At 71.2% G+C, this 15,250-nt stretch carries 16 protein-coding genes; 15 read left to right on the top strand and 1 reads right to left on the bottom strand.

Going from position 1 to position 15,250, the window contains the following annotated elements:
- The first annotated feature begins 168 nt into the window (after positions 1-168).
- The 14 genes from ACZ55A_RS21515 to nusB all read left to right on the top strand — a co-directional run bounded on the left by ACZ55A_RS21515 (position 169) and on the right by nusB (position 13,657).
- Complete coding sequence (locus ACZ55A_RS21515; protein WP_468842269.1) at positions 169-603, top strand: DUF948 domain-containing protein; 435 nt, start codon at positions 169-171, stop codon at positions 601-603.
- Positions 604-611: 8 nt separating this feature from the next.
- The gene (locus tag ACZ55A_RS21510) at positions 612-998 is read left to right on the top strand and encodes a DUF6167 family protein (RefSeq protein ID WP_468842267.1); all 387 of its coding nucleotides are present in this window, start codon (positions 612-614) and stop codon (positions 996-998) included.
- Positions 998-3,667 (top strand): alanine--tRNA ligase, encoded by a 2,670-nt coding sequence (gene alaS, locus ACZ55A_RS21505; RefSeq protein ID WP_468842264.1) that lies wholly within the window; start codon positions 998-1,000, stop codon positions 3,665-3,667. Before ACZ55A_RS21510 ends, alaS begins: the two co-directional genes overlap by 1 nt.
- A gap of 14 nt (positions 3,668-3,681) precedes the next feature.
- Positions 3,682-4,146, top strand: a complete 465-nt coding sequence (gene ruvX, locus ACZ55A_RS21500; protein ID WP_468842662.1) for a Holliday junction resolvase RuvX — start codon at positions 3,682-3,684, stop codon at positions 4,144-4,146.
- A gap of 128 nt (positions 4,147-4,274) precedes the next feature.
- The gene (mltG, locus tag ACZ55A_RS21495; RefSeq protein ID WP_468842258.1) at positions 4,275-5,987 is read left to right on the top strand and encodes an endolytic transglycosylase MltG; all 1,713 of its coding nucleotides are present in this window, start codon (positions 4,275-4,277) and stop codon (positions 5,985-5,987) included.
- Positions 5,984-6,811: a shikimate dehydrogenase gene (locus ACZ55A_RS21490; RefSeq protein WP_468842255.1), complete on the top strand. Its 828-nt coding sequence runs from the start codon at positions 5,984-5,986 to the stop codon at positions 6,809-6,811. Before mltG ends, ACZ55A_RS21490 begins: the two co-directional genes overlap by 4 nt.
- 121 nt (positions 6,812-6,932) lie before the next feature.
- Positions 6,933-8,117, top strand: coding sequence for a chorismate synthase (aroC, locus tag ACZ55A_RS21485; RefSeq protein WP_468842252.1), 1,185 nt, complete (start codon positions 6,933-6,935; stop codon positions 8,115-8,117).
- Positions 8,114-8,671, top strand: coding sequence for a shikimate kinase (locus tag ACZ55A_RS21480; RefSeq protein ID WP_468842250.1), 558 nt, complete (start codon positions 8,114-8,116; stop codon positions 8,669-8,671). The genes aroC and ACZ55A_RS21480 overlap by 4 nt, the downstream gene beginning before the upstream one ends.
- Positions 8,668-9,756 (top strand): 3-dehydroquinate synthase, encoded by a 1,089-nt coding sequence (aroB, locus tag ACZ55A_RS21475; RefSeq protein ID WP_468842247.1) that lies wholly within the window; start codon positions 8,668-8,670, stop codon positions 9,754-9,756. Before ACZ55A_RS21480 ends, aroB begins: the two co-directional genes overlap by 4 nt.
- A 5-nt stretch (positions 9,757-9,761) precedes the next feature.
- Positions 9,762-10,220 carry a type II 3-dehydroquinate dehydratase gene (gene aroQ / locus ACZ55A_RS21470; protein ID WP_468842245.1) on the top strand — a complete coding sequence of 153 codons (459 nt, stop codon included), beginning with the start codon at positions 9,762-9,764 and terminating at the stop codon, positions 10,218-10,220.
- A 289-nt stretch (positions 10,221-10,509) separates the two neighbouring features.
- Complete coding sequence (locus ACZ55A_RS21465; protein ID WP_468842242.1) at positions 10,510-11,397, top strand: Pro-rich N-terminal domain-containing protein; 888 nt, start codon at positions 10,510-10,512, stop codon at positions 11,395-11,397.
- Positions 11,398-11,474: 77 nt separating this feature from the next.
- Positions 11,475-12,581 carry an aminopeptidase P family protein gene (locus ACZ55A_RS21460; protein WP_468842240.1) on the top strand — a complete coding sequence of 369 codons (1,107 nt, stop codon included), beginning with the start codon at positions 11,475-11,477 and terminating at the stop codon, positions 12,579-12,581.
- A gap of 72 nt (positions 12,582-12,653) precedes the next feature.
- A complete protein-coding gene (gene efp / locus ACZ55A_RS21455; protein ID WP_201802469.1) occupies positions 12,654-13,220 on the top strand; it encodes an elongation factor P in 567 nt (188 codons plus the stop codon).
- Positions 13,221-13,222: 2 nt separating this feature from the next.
- Positions 13,223-13,657 carry a transcription antitermination factor NusB gene (gene nusB, locus ACZ55A_RS21450; protein ID WP_468842238.1) on the top strand — a complete coding sequence of 145 codons (435 nt, stop codon included), beginning with the start codon at positions 13,223-13,225 and terminating at the stop codon, positions 13,655-13,657.
- A gap of 227 nt (positions 13,658-13,884) precedes the next feature.
- Here the strand turns inward: nusB and bldD are convergent, their stop codons facing one another.
- Positions 13,885-14,385 (bottom strand): transcriptional regulator BldD, encoded by a 501-nt coding sequence (bldD, locus tag ACZ55A_RS21445; protein ID WP_468842236.1) that lies wholly within the window; start codon positions 14,383-14,385, stop codon positions 13,885-13,887.
- Positions 14,386-14,604: 219 nt separating this feature from the next.
- On the opposite strand from bldD, the gene pyrR reads away from it, so the two are divergent.
- A complete protein-coding gene (pyrR, locus tag ACZ55A_RS21440; RefSeq protein ID WP_468842234.1) occupies positions 14,605-15,195 on the top strand; it encodes a bifunctional pyr operon transcriptional regulator/uracil phosphoribosyltransferase PyrR in 591 nt (196 codons plus the stop codon).
- The last annotated feature ends 55 nt before the right edge of the window (positions 15,196-15,250 follow it).

Here is a 15,250-nt window from a genome sequence, read left to right as displayed (position 1 = left end):
CGTACTCGGCGCGATGCAGACCGTACAATCACGCCTTCGGGTGCCCGCCCGTGGGCCGTGCGCGGCGCCGGGAACGGGGTACGGACGGACAGTCACGGCGCGATAAGGTCGAGGTTGCCGTTCGAGCAGGACGAGAGAAGACCGAACCAGTCGGAGAGTGGTGCCAACGTGTCCGGTGGAGAGGTGGCCGGGATCCTCGTGGCCGTCTTCTGGGCGATCCTTGTGTCGTTCCTCGCCCTCGTGCTGGTGAGGCTCGCGCAGACGCTGAAGGCGACCACCAAGATGGTGGCCGAGGTGTCCGAGCAGGCCGTTCCGCTCCTCGCCGACGCGTCCGCGACGGTCCGCTCCGCACACACCCAGCTGGCCCGCGTCGATGCCATCGCCGCCGACGTCCAGGAGGTCACCGCCAACGCCTCCGCGCTCTCCTCGACCGTCTCCTCCGCCTTCGGCGGACCGCTGGTCAAGGTGGCCGCGTTCGGCTACGGCGTGCGCCGGGCGATCGGCAAGAAGGGCGAGCCGGAGTCGAAGCGCACCGTCGTCGTCGGCCGTACCCTGCCCGGCGCCCGCCGCGGCGGGCGCCGCAACCGCCGCTCCAAGGACTGATCACCGCGATGTTCCGCCGCGCATTCTGGTTCACCACCGGCGCCGCCGCCGGGGTGTGGGCCACCAACAAGGTCCACCGCAAGCTGCGCAAGCTCCAGCCCGACAGCCTCGCCGCGCAGGCCGCGGACAAGGCCGTCGAGACCGGACACCGGCTGCGCCAATTTGCATTGGACGTACGGGCCGGAATGGCGGACCGTGAAGAGCAACTGCACGACGCCCTCGGCCTCAGCGGGCCGGGCGCTCGGGCTGACGTGGCGCCCAGTCCACGAAGCGCACCGGACGAGGTGCGCGAGCTGCCCGCGCCGCGCCGCGCGGTGCTCGAACCGCAGTACCGAACCACGAGAACAACCGGACCGAACGGTCTGACCGGACCGACTGGAAAAGAGGACCACTGATGGAGTCGGCTGAAATCCGCCGCCGCTGGCTGCGCTTCTTCGAGGAGCGCGGGCACACCGTCGTGCCGTCGGCGTCGCTCATCGCGGACGACCCGACGCTGCTGCTCGTCAACGCGGGCATGGTCCCCTTCAAGCCGTACTTCCTCGGCGAGGTCAAGCCGCCCGCCCCGCGCGCCACCAGCGTCCAGAAGTGCGTCCGTACGCCGGACATCGAAGAGGTCGGCAAGACCACCCGGCACGGCACGTTCTTCCAGATGTGCGGCAACTTCTCCTTCGGCGACTACTTCAAGGAAGGCGCCATCAAGTACGCCTGGGAGCTGCTGACCGGCTCGCAGGCCGACGGCGGCTACGGCCTCGACCCCGAGCGTCTGTGGATCACCGTCTACCTCGACGACGACGAGGCCGAGCGCATCTGGCACGAGGTCGTCGGTGTGCCCAAGGAGCGCATCCAGCGCCTGGGCATGAAGGAGAACTACTGGTCCATGGGCGTCCCGGGCCCCTGCGGCCCGTGCTCGGAGATCAACTACGACCGCGGCCCCGAGTTCGGCGTCGAGGGCGGCCCGGCCGTCAACGACGAGCGGTACGTGGAGATCTGGAACCTGGTCTTCATGCAGTACGAGCGCGGTGCGGGTCGCGGCAAGGAGGACTTCGAGATCCTCGGCGACCTGCCCAGCAAGAACATCGACACCGGGCTCGGCCTGGAGCGCCTGGCGATGATCCTCCAGGACGTCCCGAACATGTACGAGACGGACACCCTGCGCGTCGTCATCGACAAGGCCACCGAGCTCACCGGCGTCCGCTACGGCGACTCGCACGACACCGACGTCTCGCTGCGCGTGGTCGCCGACCACATGCGGACGTCCACGATGCTGATCGGCGACGGGGTCACCCCCGGCAACGAGGGCCGCGGCTACGTCCTGCGCCGCATCATGCGCCGCGCCATCCGCAACATGCGGCTGCTCGGCGCCACGGACCTGGTCGTCGGCGAGCTGCTGGACGTCGTCATCAAGACGATGGGCCAGCAGTACCCGGAGCTGCTGGAGGACCGCCGCCGCATCGAGACGGTCGCCCTCGCCGAGGAGGCCGCCTTCGTCAAGACGCTGAAGGCCGGCACCAACATCCTCGACACCGCCGTGACGGACACCAAGGCCGCCGGCGGCACGGTCCTGCCCGGCGACAAGGCCTTCCTGCTCCACGACACCTGGGGCTTCCCGATCGACCTCACCCTCGAAATGGCCGCCGAACAGGGCCTGTCGGTGGACGAGGACGGCTTCCGCCGTCTGATGAAGGAGCAGCGGGAGCGCGCCAAGGCCGACGCCCAGGCGAAGAAGAGCGGCCACGCCGATCTGTCCGCCTACCGTGAGGTCGCCGACAAGTCCGGTTCCACGGAGTTCACCGGCTACAGCGCCACCGAGGGCGAGTCCTCCGTCGTCGGCCTGCTGGTCAACGGCGTCCCGGCCCCCGCCGCCCACGAGGGCGACGAGGTCGAGGTCGTCCTGGACCGCACCCCCTTCTACGCCGAGGGCGGCGGCCAGCTCGCCGACACCGGCCGGATCAAGCTGGACTCCGGCGCCGTCGTCGAGGTCCGCGACGTCCAGCAGCCGGTGCCCGGCGTCACGGTCCACAAGGGCGTCGTCCAGGTCGGCGAGGTGGTGCTCGGCGCCTCCGCGTACGCCGCCATCGACGTCACCCGCCGGCGCGCCATCGCCCGCGCCCACAGCGCCACCCACCTCACCCACCAGGCGCTGCGCGACGCCCTCGGCCCGACGGCCGCCCAGGCCGGTTCGGAGAACTCCCCGGGCCGCTTCCGCTTCGACTTCGGCTCGCCGACCGCCGTGCCCGGCACCGTCCTCACCGATGTCGAGCAGAAGATCAACGACGTGCTGGCCCGTGAGCTCGATGTGCACGCCGAGGTCATGAGCATGGAGGACGCCAAGAAGCAGGGCGCCATCGCCGAGTTCGGCGAGAAGTACGGCGACCGGGTCCGCGTGGTCACCATCGGCGACTTCTCCAAGGAGCTGTGCGGCGGCACGCATGTGCACAACACCGCCCAGCTGGGCCTGGTGAAGCTGCTCGGTGAGTCCTCCATCGGCTCCGGCGTACGCCGGGTCGAGGCCCTGGTCGGCGTGGACGCCTACCGGTTCCTGGCCCGCGAGCACACCGTCGTCTCGCAGCTCACCGAGCTGGTCAAGGGGCGCCCTGAGGAGCTGCCGGAGAAGATCTCCGGTGTCCTGGCCAAGCTGAAGGACGCCGAGAAGGAGATCGAGAAGTTCCGCGCCGAGAAGGTGCTCCAGGCCGCGGCCGGACTGGCCGAGGGCGCCAAGGACGTGCGCGGGGTGGCGCTGGCCACCGGCCAGGTCCCGGACGGCACCTCCGCCGACGACCTGCGCAAGCTCGTCCTCGACGTCCGCGGCCGGATCCAGGGTGACCGCGCCGTCGTCGTGGCCCTGTTCTCGGTCGCCAACGGACGCCCGGTGACGGTCATCGCCACCAACGAGGCCGCCCGTGAGCGTGGCATCAAGGCCGGTGACCTGGTCCGTACGGCCGCCAAGACGCTCGGCGGCGGTGGCGGCGGCAAGCCGGACGTCGCCCAGGGCGGCGGGCAGAACCCCGCCGCGGTGCCCGAGGCCATCGAGGCCGTCGAGCGCCTTGTGGCCGAGGCGGCCTGAGCCGCGTGAGCGACATGCGACGCGGCAGACGTATCGCCGTGGATGTCGGGGATGCCCGTATCGGGGTCGCCTCGTGCGACCCCGACGGGGTCCTCGCCACCCCCGTCGAGACCGTGCCGGGGCGTGACGTCCCGGCAGCGCACCGACGGCTCAGGGCGATCGTCGAGGAGTACGAGCCGCTGGAGGTCGTGGTCGGCCTGCCCCGCTCCCTCAGTGGGGGAGAGGGGCCGGCCGCGGCCAAGGTGCGCGCTTTTGCTCAGGAATTGGCAAAGAACATCGCACCCGTAGAGGTCAGGCTGGTCGACGAGCGGATGTCGACGGTCACCGCGACCCAGGGCCTGCGGGCCTCCGGCGTGCGCAGCAAGAAGGGCCGTTCGGTGGTCGACCAGGCCGCTGCGGTGGTCATTCTCCAGAGCGCGCTGGAGACCGAACGCACCTCCGGGGAACCTCCGGGCGAGTGCGTCGAAGTGGTCATCTGATCGCGATACGGTAACGTGCCGCGCGATGTGGCGGTGGTTCGAACAGCCGCACGTGCAAGTAGAGGCGGGTCGGTACAGCAAGCGCGCTGCCAGGACGGAGCGCACCGCCTCTCGGCTCTAGGGGATCGATGACCGAGTATGGCCGGGGCTACGGCTCCGAACCGTGGCATCCCGAGGACCCGCTCTACGGAGACCAGGGTCCCTACGGACGCCAGGAGCAGCAGCCGCAATGGGGCGGGCAGCAGCAGTCCGCCCCGCAGCAGTCCGCCCCACCGCAGTACAGAGGTCCCCAGCAGCACCCCCAGCAGCAGTACGACGCGAGATGGGACGGCTCCGGCAACGGGCAGCTGTCGTACGACCCGTACGACCCGTACGACCCCTATGCCCAGCAGCAGGCGCCGGCCGATCCGTACGCCGGGACGTCCCAGGACTACTACGGCCACCAGGACGCCTACCAGCAGCAGGCCCACCAGGCCCCCCAGACCCAGCAGATGCAGCAGGTGTCGCCTCAGCAGCACCAGGCGCCTCAGCAGCACCAGCAGTACCCGCCGCAGCAGTACGACCAGCGGCCCGCACCGCACTACGGCGACGCCGAACCCGCTGGCGACGACTGGCGGGCCGACCCGGAGCCGCCGCGGCGACCGGAGCCGGAACACCCGTTCTTCGCCGACGATGACGAGGACGACCGGCCCGACGACGATCCGGGCGAGGGCCGGGGCGACCGCGAGCGCAGCGGCAAGAAGAACAAGAAGAAGAAACGGCGCAGTGGCACCGCCTGCCTGGTGGTGACCCTGGTCTTCGCCGGAGCGGTCGGCGCCGTCGGCTATTTCGGCTATGACTTCTTCATGGCCCATTTCGGTGCGTCGCCCGACTACGAGGGTGAAGGGTCCGGCGCCGTACAGGTCGACATCCCGCCCGGTTCGCCGATTTCGGAAATGGGTCAGATCCTCGCGAAACAGGGCGTGATCAAGAGCGCCGGTGCTTTCACCGACGCCGCCGAGGAGAACAAGAAGGCGACGCTGCTCCAGCCCGGGACGTATTCGCTGCGCAAGCAGATGTCGGCCGCCGCGGCCATCGAGCTGATGCTGGACCCCAAGAGCCGCAACGGACTCACCATCCGCGAGGGCCTGCGTGCCAAAGAGGTCTATGCGCTCATCGACAAAAAGCTCAAGCTCAAGACGGGCACGACCAAGAACGTCGCCGAGCACGAGACCAAGAGCCTCGGCCTGCCCTCCTGGGCCGACGACAACGCGAAGATAAAGGACCCGCTGGAGGGGTTCCTCTATCCGTCCACGTACAGCGTGGGCGACAACGCGAAGCCGGCCGCGGTCCTCAAACAGATGGTGGCGCGCGCCAACCAGGTGTACGAGAAGTACGACCTGGAAGGGAACGCGCGCAAGCTCAGCCTCCGGTCGCCGCTCCAACTGCTCACCGTCGCCAGCCTCACCCAGGCCGAGGGCAAGTACAAGCACGACTTCGTCAAGGTCGCCCGCGTCGTCTACAACCGCCTCAAGCCGAACAACACCGAGACCTACGGGCTGCTCGACTTCGACTCCACGGTGAATTACGCCCGGTCCCGCAGCACCCTGGACACCGGTTCCGTCGACAATCTGCGGAACTTCAACGACGCTTACAACACCTACAAGTTCAAGGGTCTGCCGCCGGGGCCCATCGGCAACCCGGGCGAGGTCGCGATCCATTCGGCCATCAACCCGGCCAAGGGCGACTGGTATTACTTCGTCTCGATCAGCCCGGAAAAGACGCTGTTCGCCGTGACGAACGAAGAGCATGAGCGGAACCGCCGCATCTACCTGAAGGAACACGGAAAAGCCGAGCAATGAGTCCCACACGTCGCGCCGCGGTTCTCGGTTCCCCGATCGCCCATTCGCTCTCCCCGGTCCTGCACCGCGCCGCCTACGCGGAACTGGGCCTGACCGACTGGACGTACGACCGTTTCGAGGTCGACGAGGACGCGCTGCCCGCCTTCCTGGCGCGGCTCGGCCCGGAATGGGCAGGGCTCTCCCTGACCATGCCGCTCAAGCGCGCGGTGATCCCGCTGCTCGACGAGATCACCCCCACCGCGGCCTCGGTCGAGGCGGTGAACACCGTTGTCCGCACGGCCGACGGGCGGCGGCTCGGCGACAACACCGATATCCCCGGTATGCGCGCCGCGCTGCGTGAGCGCGGGGTGGAGCGGGTCGAGCGGGCGTCGGTGCTGGGCGCCGGCGCCACCGCCTCCTCGGCGCTCGCCGCGCTCGCGCAGATCTGTACCGGCGAGGTCACCGCGTACGTGCGCAGCGAGGCCAGGGCCGAGGAGATGCGCGGCTGGGGCGAGCGGCTGGGCGTCCGGGTCCGTACCGCCCCCTGGGCGGACGCCGCGGAGGCGTTCACGGCCCCGCTGACCATCGCCACCACCCCGGCGGGCACCACCGACGCGCTCGCCGCCGCGGTCCCTGACCGGCCCGGCACGCTCTTCGACGTCCTCTACGAGCCCTGGCCGACGGCGCTGGCCACCGCCTGGTCCGACCGTGGTGGCGCGGTCGTCGGCGGCCTCGACCTGCTCGTCCACCAGGCCGTCCTTCAGGTGGAGCAGATGACCGGACGGTCGCCGGCCCCGCTGGCCGCCATGCGCCGGGCCGGTGAGGCGGCCCTCGCCGCCCGCTGATCACCGGACGGCTCCCGTCCGGCGGACGGTCCGCTTCCTGGACTGGCCGCCGCCTCTCCCGCGTGACGTGGGAGGATCAGGGGGAGACCGTACGCGGATGAGCAGTACATGAGGAGCACCGTTGAGCAGGTTGCGCTGGCTGACGGCGGGGGAGTCGCACGGCCCCGCACTCGTGGCGACGCTGGAGGGCCTTCCGGCCGGGGTCCCGATCACCACGGAGCTGGTGGCGGACGCGCTGGCGCGGCGCCGGCTGGGCTACGGACGCGGTGCCCGGATGAAGTTCGAGCAGGACGAGGTCACGTTCCTGGGCGGGGTGCGGCACGGTCTGTCGCTCGGTTCGCCGGTGGCGGTGATGGTCGGCAACACCGAGTGGCCCAAGTGGGAGCAGGTGATGGCGGCCGATCCGGTGGACGAGGAGGAGCTGGCCGCCCTGGCCCGTAGCGCGCCGCTGACCCGGCCCCGCCCCGGTCACGCCGACCTCGCCGGTATGCAGAAGTACGGCTTCGACGAGGCCCGCCCGATCCTGGAGCGTGCCTCGGCGCGGGAGACCGCGGCGCGGGTGGCGCTGGGCGCGGTGGCCCGCTCCTTCCTGAAGGAGACCGCCGGCATCGAGATCGTCTCGCACGTCATCGAGCTGGCCGCGGCCAAGGCCCCGTACGGGGTCTACCCCAAGCCCTCCGACGTGGCGCAGCTGGACGCGGACCCGGTGCGCTGCCTGGACGCGGAGGCGAGCAAGGCGATGGTCGCGGAGATCGACCAGGCCCACAAGGACGGCGACACCCTGGGCGGTGTGGTCGAGGTGCTGGCCTACGGCGTGCCGGTGGGGCTGGGTTCGCACGTCCACTGGGACCGCCGTCTGGACGCCCGGCTGGCCGCCGCCCTGATGGGCATCCAGGCGATCAAGGGCGTCGAGGTCGGCGACGGCTTCGATCTGGCGCGGGTGCCCGGTTCGAAGGCGCATGACGAGATCGTCGCCACCGAGGACGGCCTCAGGCGCAGCACCGGCCGCTCCGGCGGTACCGAGGGCGGGCTGACCACCGGCGAGCTGCTGCGGGTGCGGGCCGCGATGAAGCCCATCGCCACTGTGCCGCGTGCCCTGGCGACCGTGGACGTCACGACCGGCGAGGCGGCCAAGGCGCACCACCAGCGCTCGGACGTCTGCGCGGTCCCGGCGGCCGGCATCGTCGCCGAGGCGATGGTGGCCCTGGTGCTCGCCGACGCGGTGGTGGAGAAGTTCGGCGGCGACAGCGTGGCCGAGACCCGCCGCAACATCCAGGGCTTCCTCGACAACCTGGCGATCAAGTGACGTCCCCGGTCGTCGTGCTGGTCGGCCCGCCCGGCGCCGGCAAGTCCACGGTGGGCGCGCTGCTGGCCGAACGGCTGGGCGTCGGCTACCGGGACACCGACGCGGATATCGTCGCCACGGCCGGCCGGCCGATCGCCGAGATCTTCATCGACCAGGGCGAGCCGTACTTCCGCGAGCTGGAGCGGGAGGCGGTGCGGGCCGCGCTCGACGCCCACCCGGGCGTGCTCGCGCTCGGCGGCGGCGCGATCATGGACGACGGCACCCGTAAGCTGCTCACCGGGCTGCCGGTGATCTTCCTGGACGTCGAACTCGCCGACGCCGTCAAGCGGGTGGGCCTCGACGCCCCCCGCCCGCTGCTCGCCGTCAACCCGCGCAAGCAGTGGCGCGAGCTGATGGAGCGGCGCCGTCCGCTGTACACGGAGGTGGCGCGCGCCGTGATCGCCACCGGCGGGCGCACCCCCGGCCAGGTCGTCGAGGCGATCTGGGACGCATTGGAGCTAGGACCGGACGCGGGTGAGGTCCCGCGGACCGCCGACAGGGAGGAACAGGCATGACGGAGGCCACCCGTATCCAGGTCGGCGGCACGGCGGGCACCGACCCGTACGAGGTGCTCGTCGGGCGGCAGCTGCTCGGTGAACTCCCCGGCCTGATCGGCGGGGGAGTCCAGCGGGTCGCCGTGCTGCACCCGGAGGCGCTGGCCGCCACCGGCGAGGCACTGCGCGAGGACCTGGCCTCCCAGGGCTACGAGGCGATCGCCATCCAGCTGCCGAACGCCGAGGAGGCCAAGACCGCCGAGGTCGCCGCGTACTGCTGGAAGGCGCTGGGGCAGTCCGGCTTCACCCGCAGCGATGTGATCGTCGGCGTCGGCGGCGGCGCCACCACCGACCTGGCCGGGTTCGTGGCCGCGACCTGGCTGCGCGGGGTGCGCTGGATCGCCGTACCGACCACCGTGCTCGGCATGGTGGACGCCGCGGTCGGCGGCAAGACCGGCATCAACACCGCCGAGGGCAAGAACCTCGTCGGCGCCTTCCACCCGCCGGCCGGTGTGCTGTGCGACCTGGCGGCGCTCGACACCCTGCCGGTGCACGACTACGTCTCCGGTCTCGCCGAGGTCATCAAGGCGGGCTTCATCGCCGACCCGGCGATCCTCGAACTGATCGAGTCGGACCCGGAGGCCGCCAAGCGCCCGGACGGTGCGCACACCGCCGAGCTGATCGAGCGGGCCATCCGCGTCAAGGCCGAGGTGGTCTCCGCGGACCTCAAGGAGTCCGGTCTGCGCGAGATCCTCAACTACGGCCACACCCTGGCGCACGCCATCGAGAAGAACGAGCGCTACAACTGGCGGCACGGCGCGGCGGTCTCCGTCGGCATGGTCTTCGCCGCCGAACTCGGCCGGATCGCCGGCCGCCTGGACGACGCCACCGCCGACCGGCACCGCACCGTCCTCGCCTCCGTCGGACTGCCGCTGACCTACCGCGGCGACCAGTGGCCCAAGCTGCTGGAGACGATGAAGGTCGACAAGAAGTCCCGCGGCGACCGGCTGCGCTTCATTGTCCTGGACGGCCTGGCCAAGCCGACCGTCCTGGAGGGCCCGGACCCGGCCATGCTGCTCGCCGCTCACGCCGAGATCGCGGCGTGAGCGGCATGAGCGGTACGAGCGGCAAGACCCGGCGGGTGCTCGTCCTCAACGGTCCCAACCTCGGCCGGCTGGGCTCCCGTGAGCCCGATGTGTACGGATCCACCTCCTACACCGGGCTGGTCGAGGAGTGCACCCGGCTCGGCACGGAGCTGGGCTTCGCGGCCGAGGTCCGGGAGACCAACGACGAGGGGGAGATGATCCGCTGGCTGCACGAGGCCGCGGACGGATCGATTCCGGTCGTCATCAACCCCGGTGCCTTCACGCACTATTCGTACGGCATGCGGGACGCGGCGGCCCAGCGCACCGCCCCGCTCATCGAGGTGCACATCTCGAACCCGTACGCGCGCGAGGAGTTCCGCCACAATTCGGTCATTGCGGCCGTCGCCAGCGGTACGGTCGCCGGATTCGGCATCGGCTCGTACCGCCTCGCGCTCCGCGCGCTGGCCGAGGAACTCGACAACTGAGCCACCGCCAGGGGAGCTTCGGCCCCGCCCCCGGCCGCCCCGGTGGCGGGCGCCGGGGGTAGGTACCCTGCCCTGCGGTGTCCGGGAGGGTACCGTTCCCCGCAGTACCACCCCCGCCGGACGGCCGGGGGCCGCCAACGGCCCCTTGGGCCGGTGGGTTACCGCACGACGCACCGGGCGCCGGTCCCGGCGCCCGGGGGCGCTCCCCGGCACCGCTGGGGGCACCCCACCCAGCGTGAGCTGGGGGAGCATCGCACCACGTCGACCGCACGAGACGGAGAGCCACCGGATGCAGTACGCAGTGGGGGCTCCGCTGCCGCCGCACCACGGGCCGGCATCAGGGCCCGGGGCTGCCATGCACTGGACGCCCGACCCGGGACGGCCCACCCCGCCCGCTTCACCCCCGGCCCCTTCGGCCCCGCCCCCGCCGGCCCCCGCCGCCCCGCCCCCGCCGGCGCAGCAGCCCGCCCCCCAGCAGGGCTGGCACGGCCCCGCCCCCCAGCAGGCCCCGCCCACCGGCCACAGCACCACGGACATCACCGGCCAGATCCAGCTGCCCCCTGGTGCGCCGGTGACGCTGCCCAGCCCGCCTACCGACACCGCGGCGCCGGACGCCGCGCACGCGGCCGTCGCGGTGCTGCTGATCGGCCCGGCCGGGGCCGGCAAGACCAGCGTCGCGCGCCACTGGGCCGACACCCGGCGGGTGCCGACCGCCCACATCAGCCTCGACGACGTGCGGGAATGGGTCCGGTCCGGTTTCGCCGACCCGCAGTCCGGCTGGAACGACCACTCCGAGGCGCAGTACCGCCTCGCCCGCCGCACCTGCGGCTTCGCGGCCCGTAACTTCCTCGCCAACGGCATCTCCTGCATCCTCGACGACGCCGTCTTCCCGGACCGGCCGGTCGTCGGCCTCGGCGGCTGGAAGCGCCATGTGGGCCCCGGCCTGCTGCCGATCGTGCTGCTGCCGGGCCTGGAGATCGTCCTGGAGCGCAATGCCCGGCGCACCGGCAACCGGCGGCTCTCCGACGAGGAGGTCGCCAGGATCCACGGCCGGATGGCCGGCTGGTACGGCTCGGGACTGCCGATCATCGACAACTCCCAGCACGACGTCGCCACGACCGTCCGGGTCCTGGACGAGGTCGTCGCCCGCTCCCTCGCCAGTCCGCCCAGCTGGTAACCCTCGGCGAACCCGGTGATCCCCCGGGCGGCCCCGCTCGACCGGCCGCCTCGGGGGAGCCGCCGTACGCTCGTGATATGTCCGAGTTGTACGCGGCCCGACGCACGCGGCTGCGCGACCGCTGCGCCGCAACCGGAAGTGCCGCAGCCCTGATCTCGCGCCCCGCGAACGTCCGCTACCTCACCGGCTGCGCGCCCCCGGGCGCCGCGCTGCTGCTGGGCCCGTCCGACGATGTCCTGTTGTGCGGCAGCCCGCTCAGCGGCGATCCCACCGAGGGGCGGCCGGTCGACGACGTACGGGTCTCGGTGCTGCCCACCCGCGGTGGCGACCCGGTCGTGGCCGGCGCCGATCTGGCCGCGAAGGCCGGCGCGGACACCCTGGCCGTCGAGGAGCACCACCTCACCGTCACCCGGCACCGGGCGCTCTCCCAGGTGGCCCCCCGGATGCGGCTGACCGATATGGCATGTGCGGTCGAGGCGCAGCGGCTGGTCAAGGACGACGACGAGATCGCCTGTCTGCGGATCGCGGCCGAGATCGCCGACCAGGCGCTGGGGGAGCTGCTGGAATCGATCCTGGTCGGCCGTACCGAGCGGCACCTCGCGCTCGAACTGGAGCGCCGTCTGGTCGACCACGGCGCGGACGGTCCTGCCTTCCCCACCTCCGTCGCGACCGGCCCGAACGCCGGCCGCCCCGGGCATCTGCCCACCGACCGGCGGGTCGAGGAGGGCGACTTTCTCAGCGTCGGCCTGGGCGCGAACTACCGCGGATACCGCTGCGAGATCGGCCGGACCTTCGTCATCGGCACCACGCCCTCGGACTGGCAGATCGAGCTGTACGATCTCGTTTTCGCAGCCCAGCGGGCCGGGCGGGAGGCGCTGGCACCGGGCGTGGAGTGCCGCGAGGTGGACCGGGTGACCCGCCATGTGCTCGACGCTGCCGGCTACGGCGAACGGCTCGGGCCGTGGACCGGGCACGGGGTAGGACTCGAAATCGACGAGGACCCGCAGTTGTCCCCGGCCGCCATGGGTAAACTGGACGCTTGCGTGCCGGTCACCGTCGAGCCGGGGGTTCACATCCCGGGCCGTGGGGGTGTCCGCATCGACGACACACTCGTCGTCCGTCCTGAGGCGGACGGCGGGCCCGAGCTACTCACGATCACGACCAAGGAGCTGCTCGCACTCTGAGCCGCAGCGGCTCGGTGGGCGTTGGCGTTGCTCCCCGGTCCCACCACCTGCAGTCCAGGAGATTCCGCAACCGTGGCATCCACGAACGACCTCAAGAACGGCATGGTGCTCAAGCTCGAAGGCGGCCAGCTCTGGTCCGTCGTCGAGTTCCAGCACGTCAAGCCCGGCAAGGGCCCGGCCTTCGTCCGCACCAAGCTCAAGAACGTGCTGTCCGGCAAGGTGGTGGACAAGACCTTCAACGCCGGCGTGAAGGTGGAGACGGCCACCGTCGACAAGCGCGGAATGCAGTTCTCGTACATGGACGGCGACTACTTCGTCTTCATGGACATGGACACCTACGACCAGCTGCACGTCGACCGCAAGGCCGTCGGCGACGCCGCCAACTTCCTCGTCGAGGGCTTCGAGGCGGTCGTCGCGCAGCACGAGGGCGAGGTGCTCTACGTCGAGCTGCCCGCCGCCGTCGAGCTCACCGTCCAGGAGACCGAGCCGGGCGTCCAGGGCGACCGCTCCACCGGTGGCACCAAGCCGGCGACGCTGGAGACCGGCCACCAGATCCAGGTCCCGCTCTTCATCACCACCGGCGAGAAGATCAAGGTCGACACCCGCACGAGCGACTACCTCGGCCGGGTGAACAGCTAACCGTGGCTGCCCGCACCAAGGCCCGTAAGCGCGCCTTCCAGATCCTCTTCGAGGCCGATCAGCGCGGCGCCGGCGTGCAGTCCGTGCTCGCGGACTGGATGCGTCACGCCCGGACCGACCCCCGGCAGCCGCCGGTCAACGAATACACCCTCGAGTTGGTCGAGGGGTATGCGGACCACATCGCCCGTATCGACGAGCTCATCTCCACCTACGCGGTCGACTGGGACCTGGACCGGATGCCGGCGGCCGACCGCTCGATCCTCCGGCTCGGCGCCTATGAGCTGCTGTGGGTGGACGACACGCCGGACGCGGTGGCGATCGACGAAGCCGTGCAGCTCGCCAAGGAGTTCTCCACGGACGACTCCCCGGCCTTCGTCAACGGCCTCCTCGGCCGGCTCAAGGAGCTGAAGCCGGGCCTGCGGCGCGAGGCGCAGTAGGCGGTCGGCAGAGCCTGTGAACGGGCCCGGAGCAAGGATGATGCTCCGGGCCCTTCGCATGTCCGCAGCACGCCCGCTGTGGGCTCGCCGGGGGCCTTGCCGGCGCCGGCTGCCCTTCTCTCACGGGTCTCGCGGGTCTCAGGGGTCGCACGGCCCTCACGGCGGCAAACGGAACCGCCGCCCCGGAAGCCCGGAGCGGCGGTACGTTTCTGCAGGTGAGGCGTGGGTCAGATCTCCTCGTGCGTCACCGCACGGCGGGCATCGGCATCCAGCACGCCCCAGCTGATCAGCTGCTCGGTCAGCACCGAGGGGGACTGGTCGTAGATGACGGCAAGGGTGCGCAGGTCGTCCTGGCGGATCGAGAGCACCTTGCCGTTGTAGTCACCGCGCTGGCTCTGGATCGTGGCGGCGTAGCGCTGCAACGGGCCGGCCTTCTCCTGCGGCACATGGGCGAGGCGCTCCAGGTCGAGCACCAGCTTCGGCGGCGGCTCGGCCGCACCGCCCGGTGTCGTGCCCGGCAGCAGTTCCTGCACCGGAACGCCGTAGAAGTCCGCCAGCTCGGCAAGGCGCTGTACGGTCACGGCACGGTCGCCGCGCTCGTACGAACCCACTACCACGGCCTTCCAACGACCCTGGGACTTCTCCTCGACGCCATGGAGGGAGAGGCCCTGCTGGGTGCGGATGGCGCGGAGCTTGGCCCCGAGCTGTTTGGCGTATTCGCTGGACATAAGGCTCCCCGGACGCTGTGTCGAAATGCGGCTCAGCCGCGGGCTGGTCACTCACTGTGAGGTTACGCAGCGTAATCTGACTTCGTCAAGCGGAACGGGCCAGACCATCACCCGTCGGGGGTGCGGACCGGCCCTGAGGGGGCTCCTGCTAACCTGACTGCGTAATTCCGACGTCCTTTAAGGTCCGTCCCGTGAGGCGGAGAAGGAGGTCCGTTTCGTATGGACGCAAACAGTTCCGACGCGGGAGTCCAGCTCCCTGCGCGGCCGGTGCTCGAAGGCCCGGACATCGCGCGCATGCTCACCCGTATCGCCCACGAAATCGTCGAGCGCGCCAAGGGCGCGGACGATGTGGTGCTGCTGGGGATCCCCACCCGCGGCGTCTTCCTCGCCCGGCGGCTGTCCGCCAAGCTCGAGGAGATCACCGGCCGCCCGGTCCCGGTCGGCTCGCTCGACATCACGATGTACCGCGATGACCTGCGCCTGGGCCCGGCCCGCGCGCTCGCCCGTACGGAGATCCCGGCCGACGGCATCGAGGGCCGCCTCGTCCTGCTCGTCGACGACGTCCTCTTCTCCGGCCGTACGATCCGCGCCGCGCTGGACGCCCTGGGCGACATCGGCCGGCCGCGCGCCGTACAGCTCGCGGTCCTCGTCGACCGCGGCCACCGCGAACTGCCGATCCGTGCCGACTACGTAGGCAAGAACCTCCCCACGTCGCTGCGGGAGACGGTCAAGGTCCAGCTCACCGAGGAGGACGGCCGGGACGCCGTGCTGCTCGGCGTCAAGGACACCGCCCCGGCCGGCGAGCGATAGCGCACCGCGTACGGACCCGGTGACCCCGGGCCCGCAGGCATGCCCGCTCAACGGA

Source organism: Streptomyces sp. NPDC034111 (genome assembly GCF_055575375.1).
This window is presented reverse-complemented; position numbering and strand designations above follow the sequence as displayed.

Excerpts from the sequence above, each read along its gene's own strand:
- ACZ55A_RS21490 (WP_468842255.1), top strand. The coding sequence starts at position 5,984 with ATGAGTCCCACACGTCGCGCCGCGGTTCTCGGTTCCCCGATCGCCCAT.
- mltG (WP_468842258.1), top strand. The coding sequence starts at position 4,275 with ATGACCGAGTATGGCCGGGGCTACGGCTCCGAACCGTGGCATCCCGAG.
- alaS (WP_468842264.1), top strand. The coding sequence starts at position 998 with ATGGAGTCGGCTGAAATCCGCCGCCGCTGGCTGCGCTTCTTCGAGGAG.
- aroB (WP_468842247.1), top strand. The coding sequence starts at position 8,668 with ATGACGGAGGCCACCCGTATCCAGGTCGGCGGCACGGCGGGCACCGAC.
- aroQ (WP_468842245.1), top strand. The coding sequence starts at position 9,762 with ATGAGCGGTACGAGCGGCAAGACCCGGCGGGTGCTCGTCCTCAACGGT.
- bldD (WP_468842236.1), bottom strand. The coding sequence starts at position 14,385 with ATGTCCAGCGAATACGCCAAACAGCTCGGGGCCAAGCTCCGCGCCATC.
- ACZ55A_RS21465 (WP_468842242.1), top strand. The coding sequence starts at position 10,510 with ATGCAGTACGCAGTGGGGGCTCCGCTGCCGCCGCACCACGGGCCGGCA.
- ruvX (WP_468842662.1), top strand. The coding sequence starts at position 3,682 with ATGCGACGCGGCAGACGTATCGCCGTGGATGTCGGGGATGCCCGTATC.
- pyrR (WP_468842234.1), top strand. The coding sequence starts at position 14,605 with ATGGACGCAAACAGTTCCGACGCGGGAGTCCAGCTCCCTGCGCGGCCG.
- ACZ55A_RS21460 (WP_468842240.1), top strand. The coding sequence starts at position 11,475 with ATGTCCGAGTTGTACGCGGCCCGACGCACGCGGCTGCGCGACCGCTGC.
- ACZ55A_RS21510 (WP_468842267.1), top strand. The coding sequence starts at position 612 with ATGTTCCGCCGCGCATTCTGGTTCACCACCGGCGCCGCCGCCGGGGTG.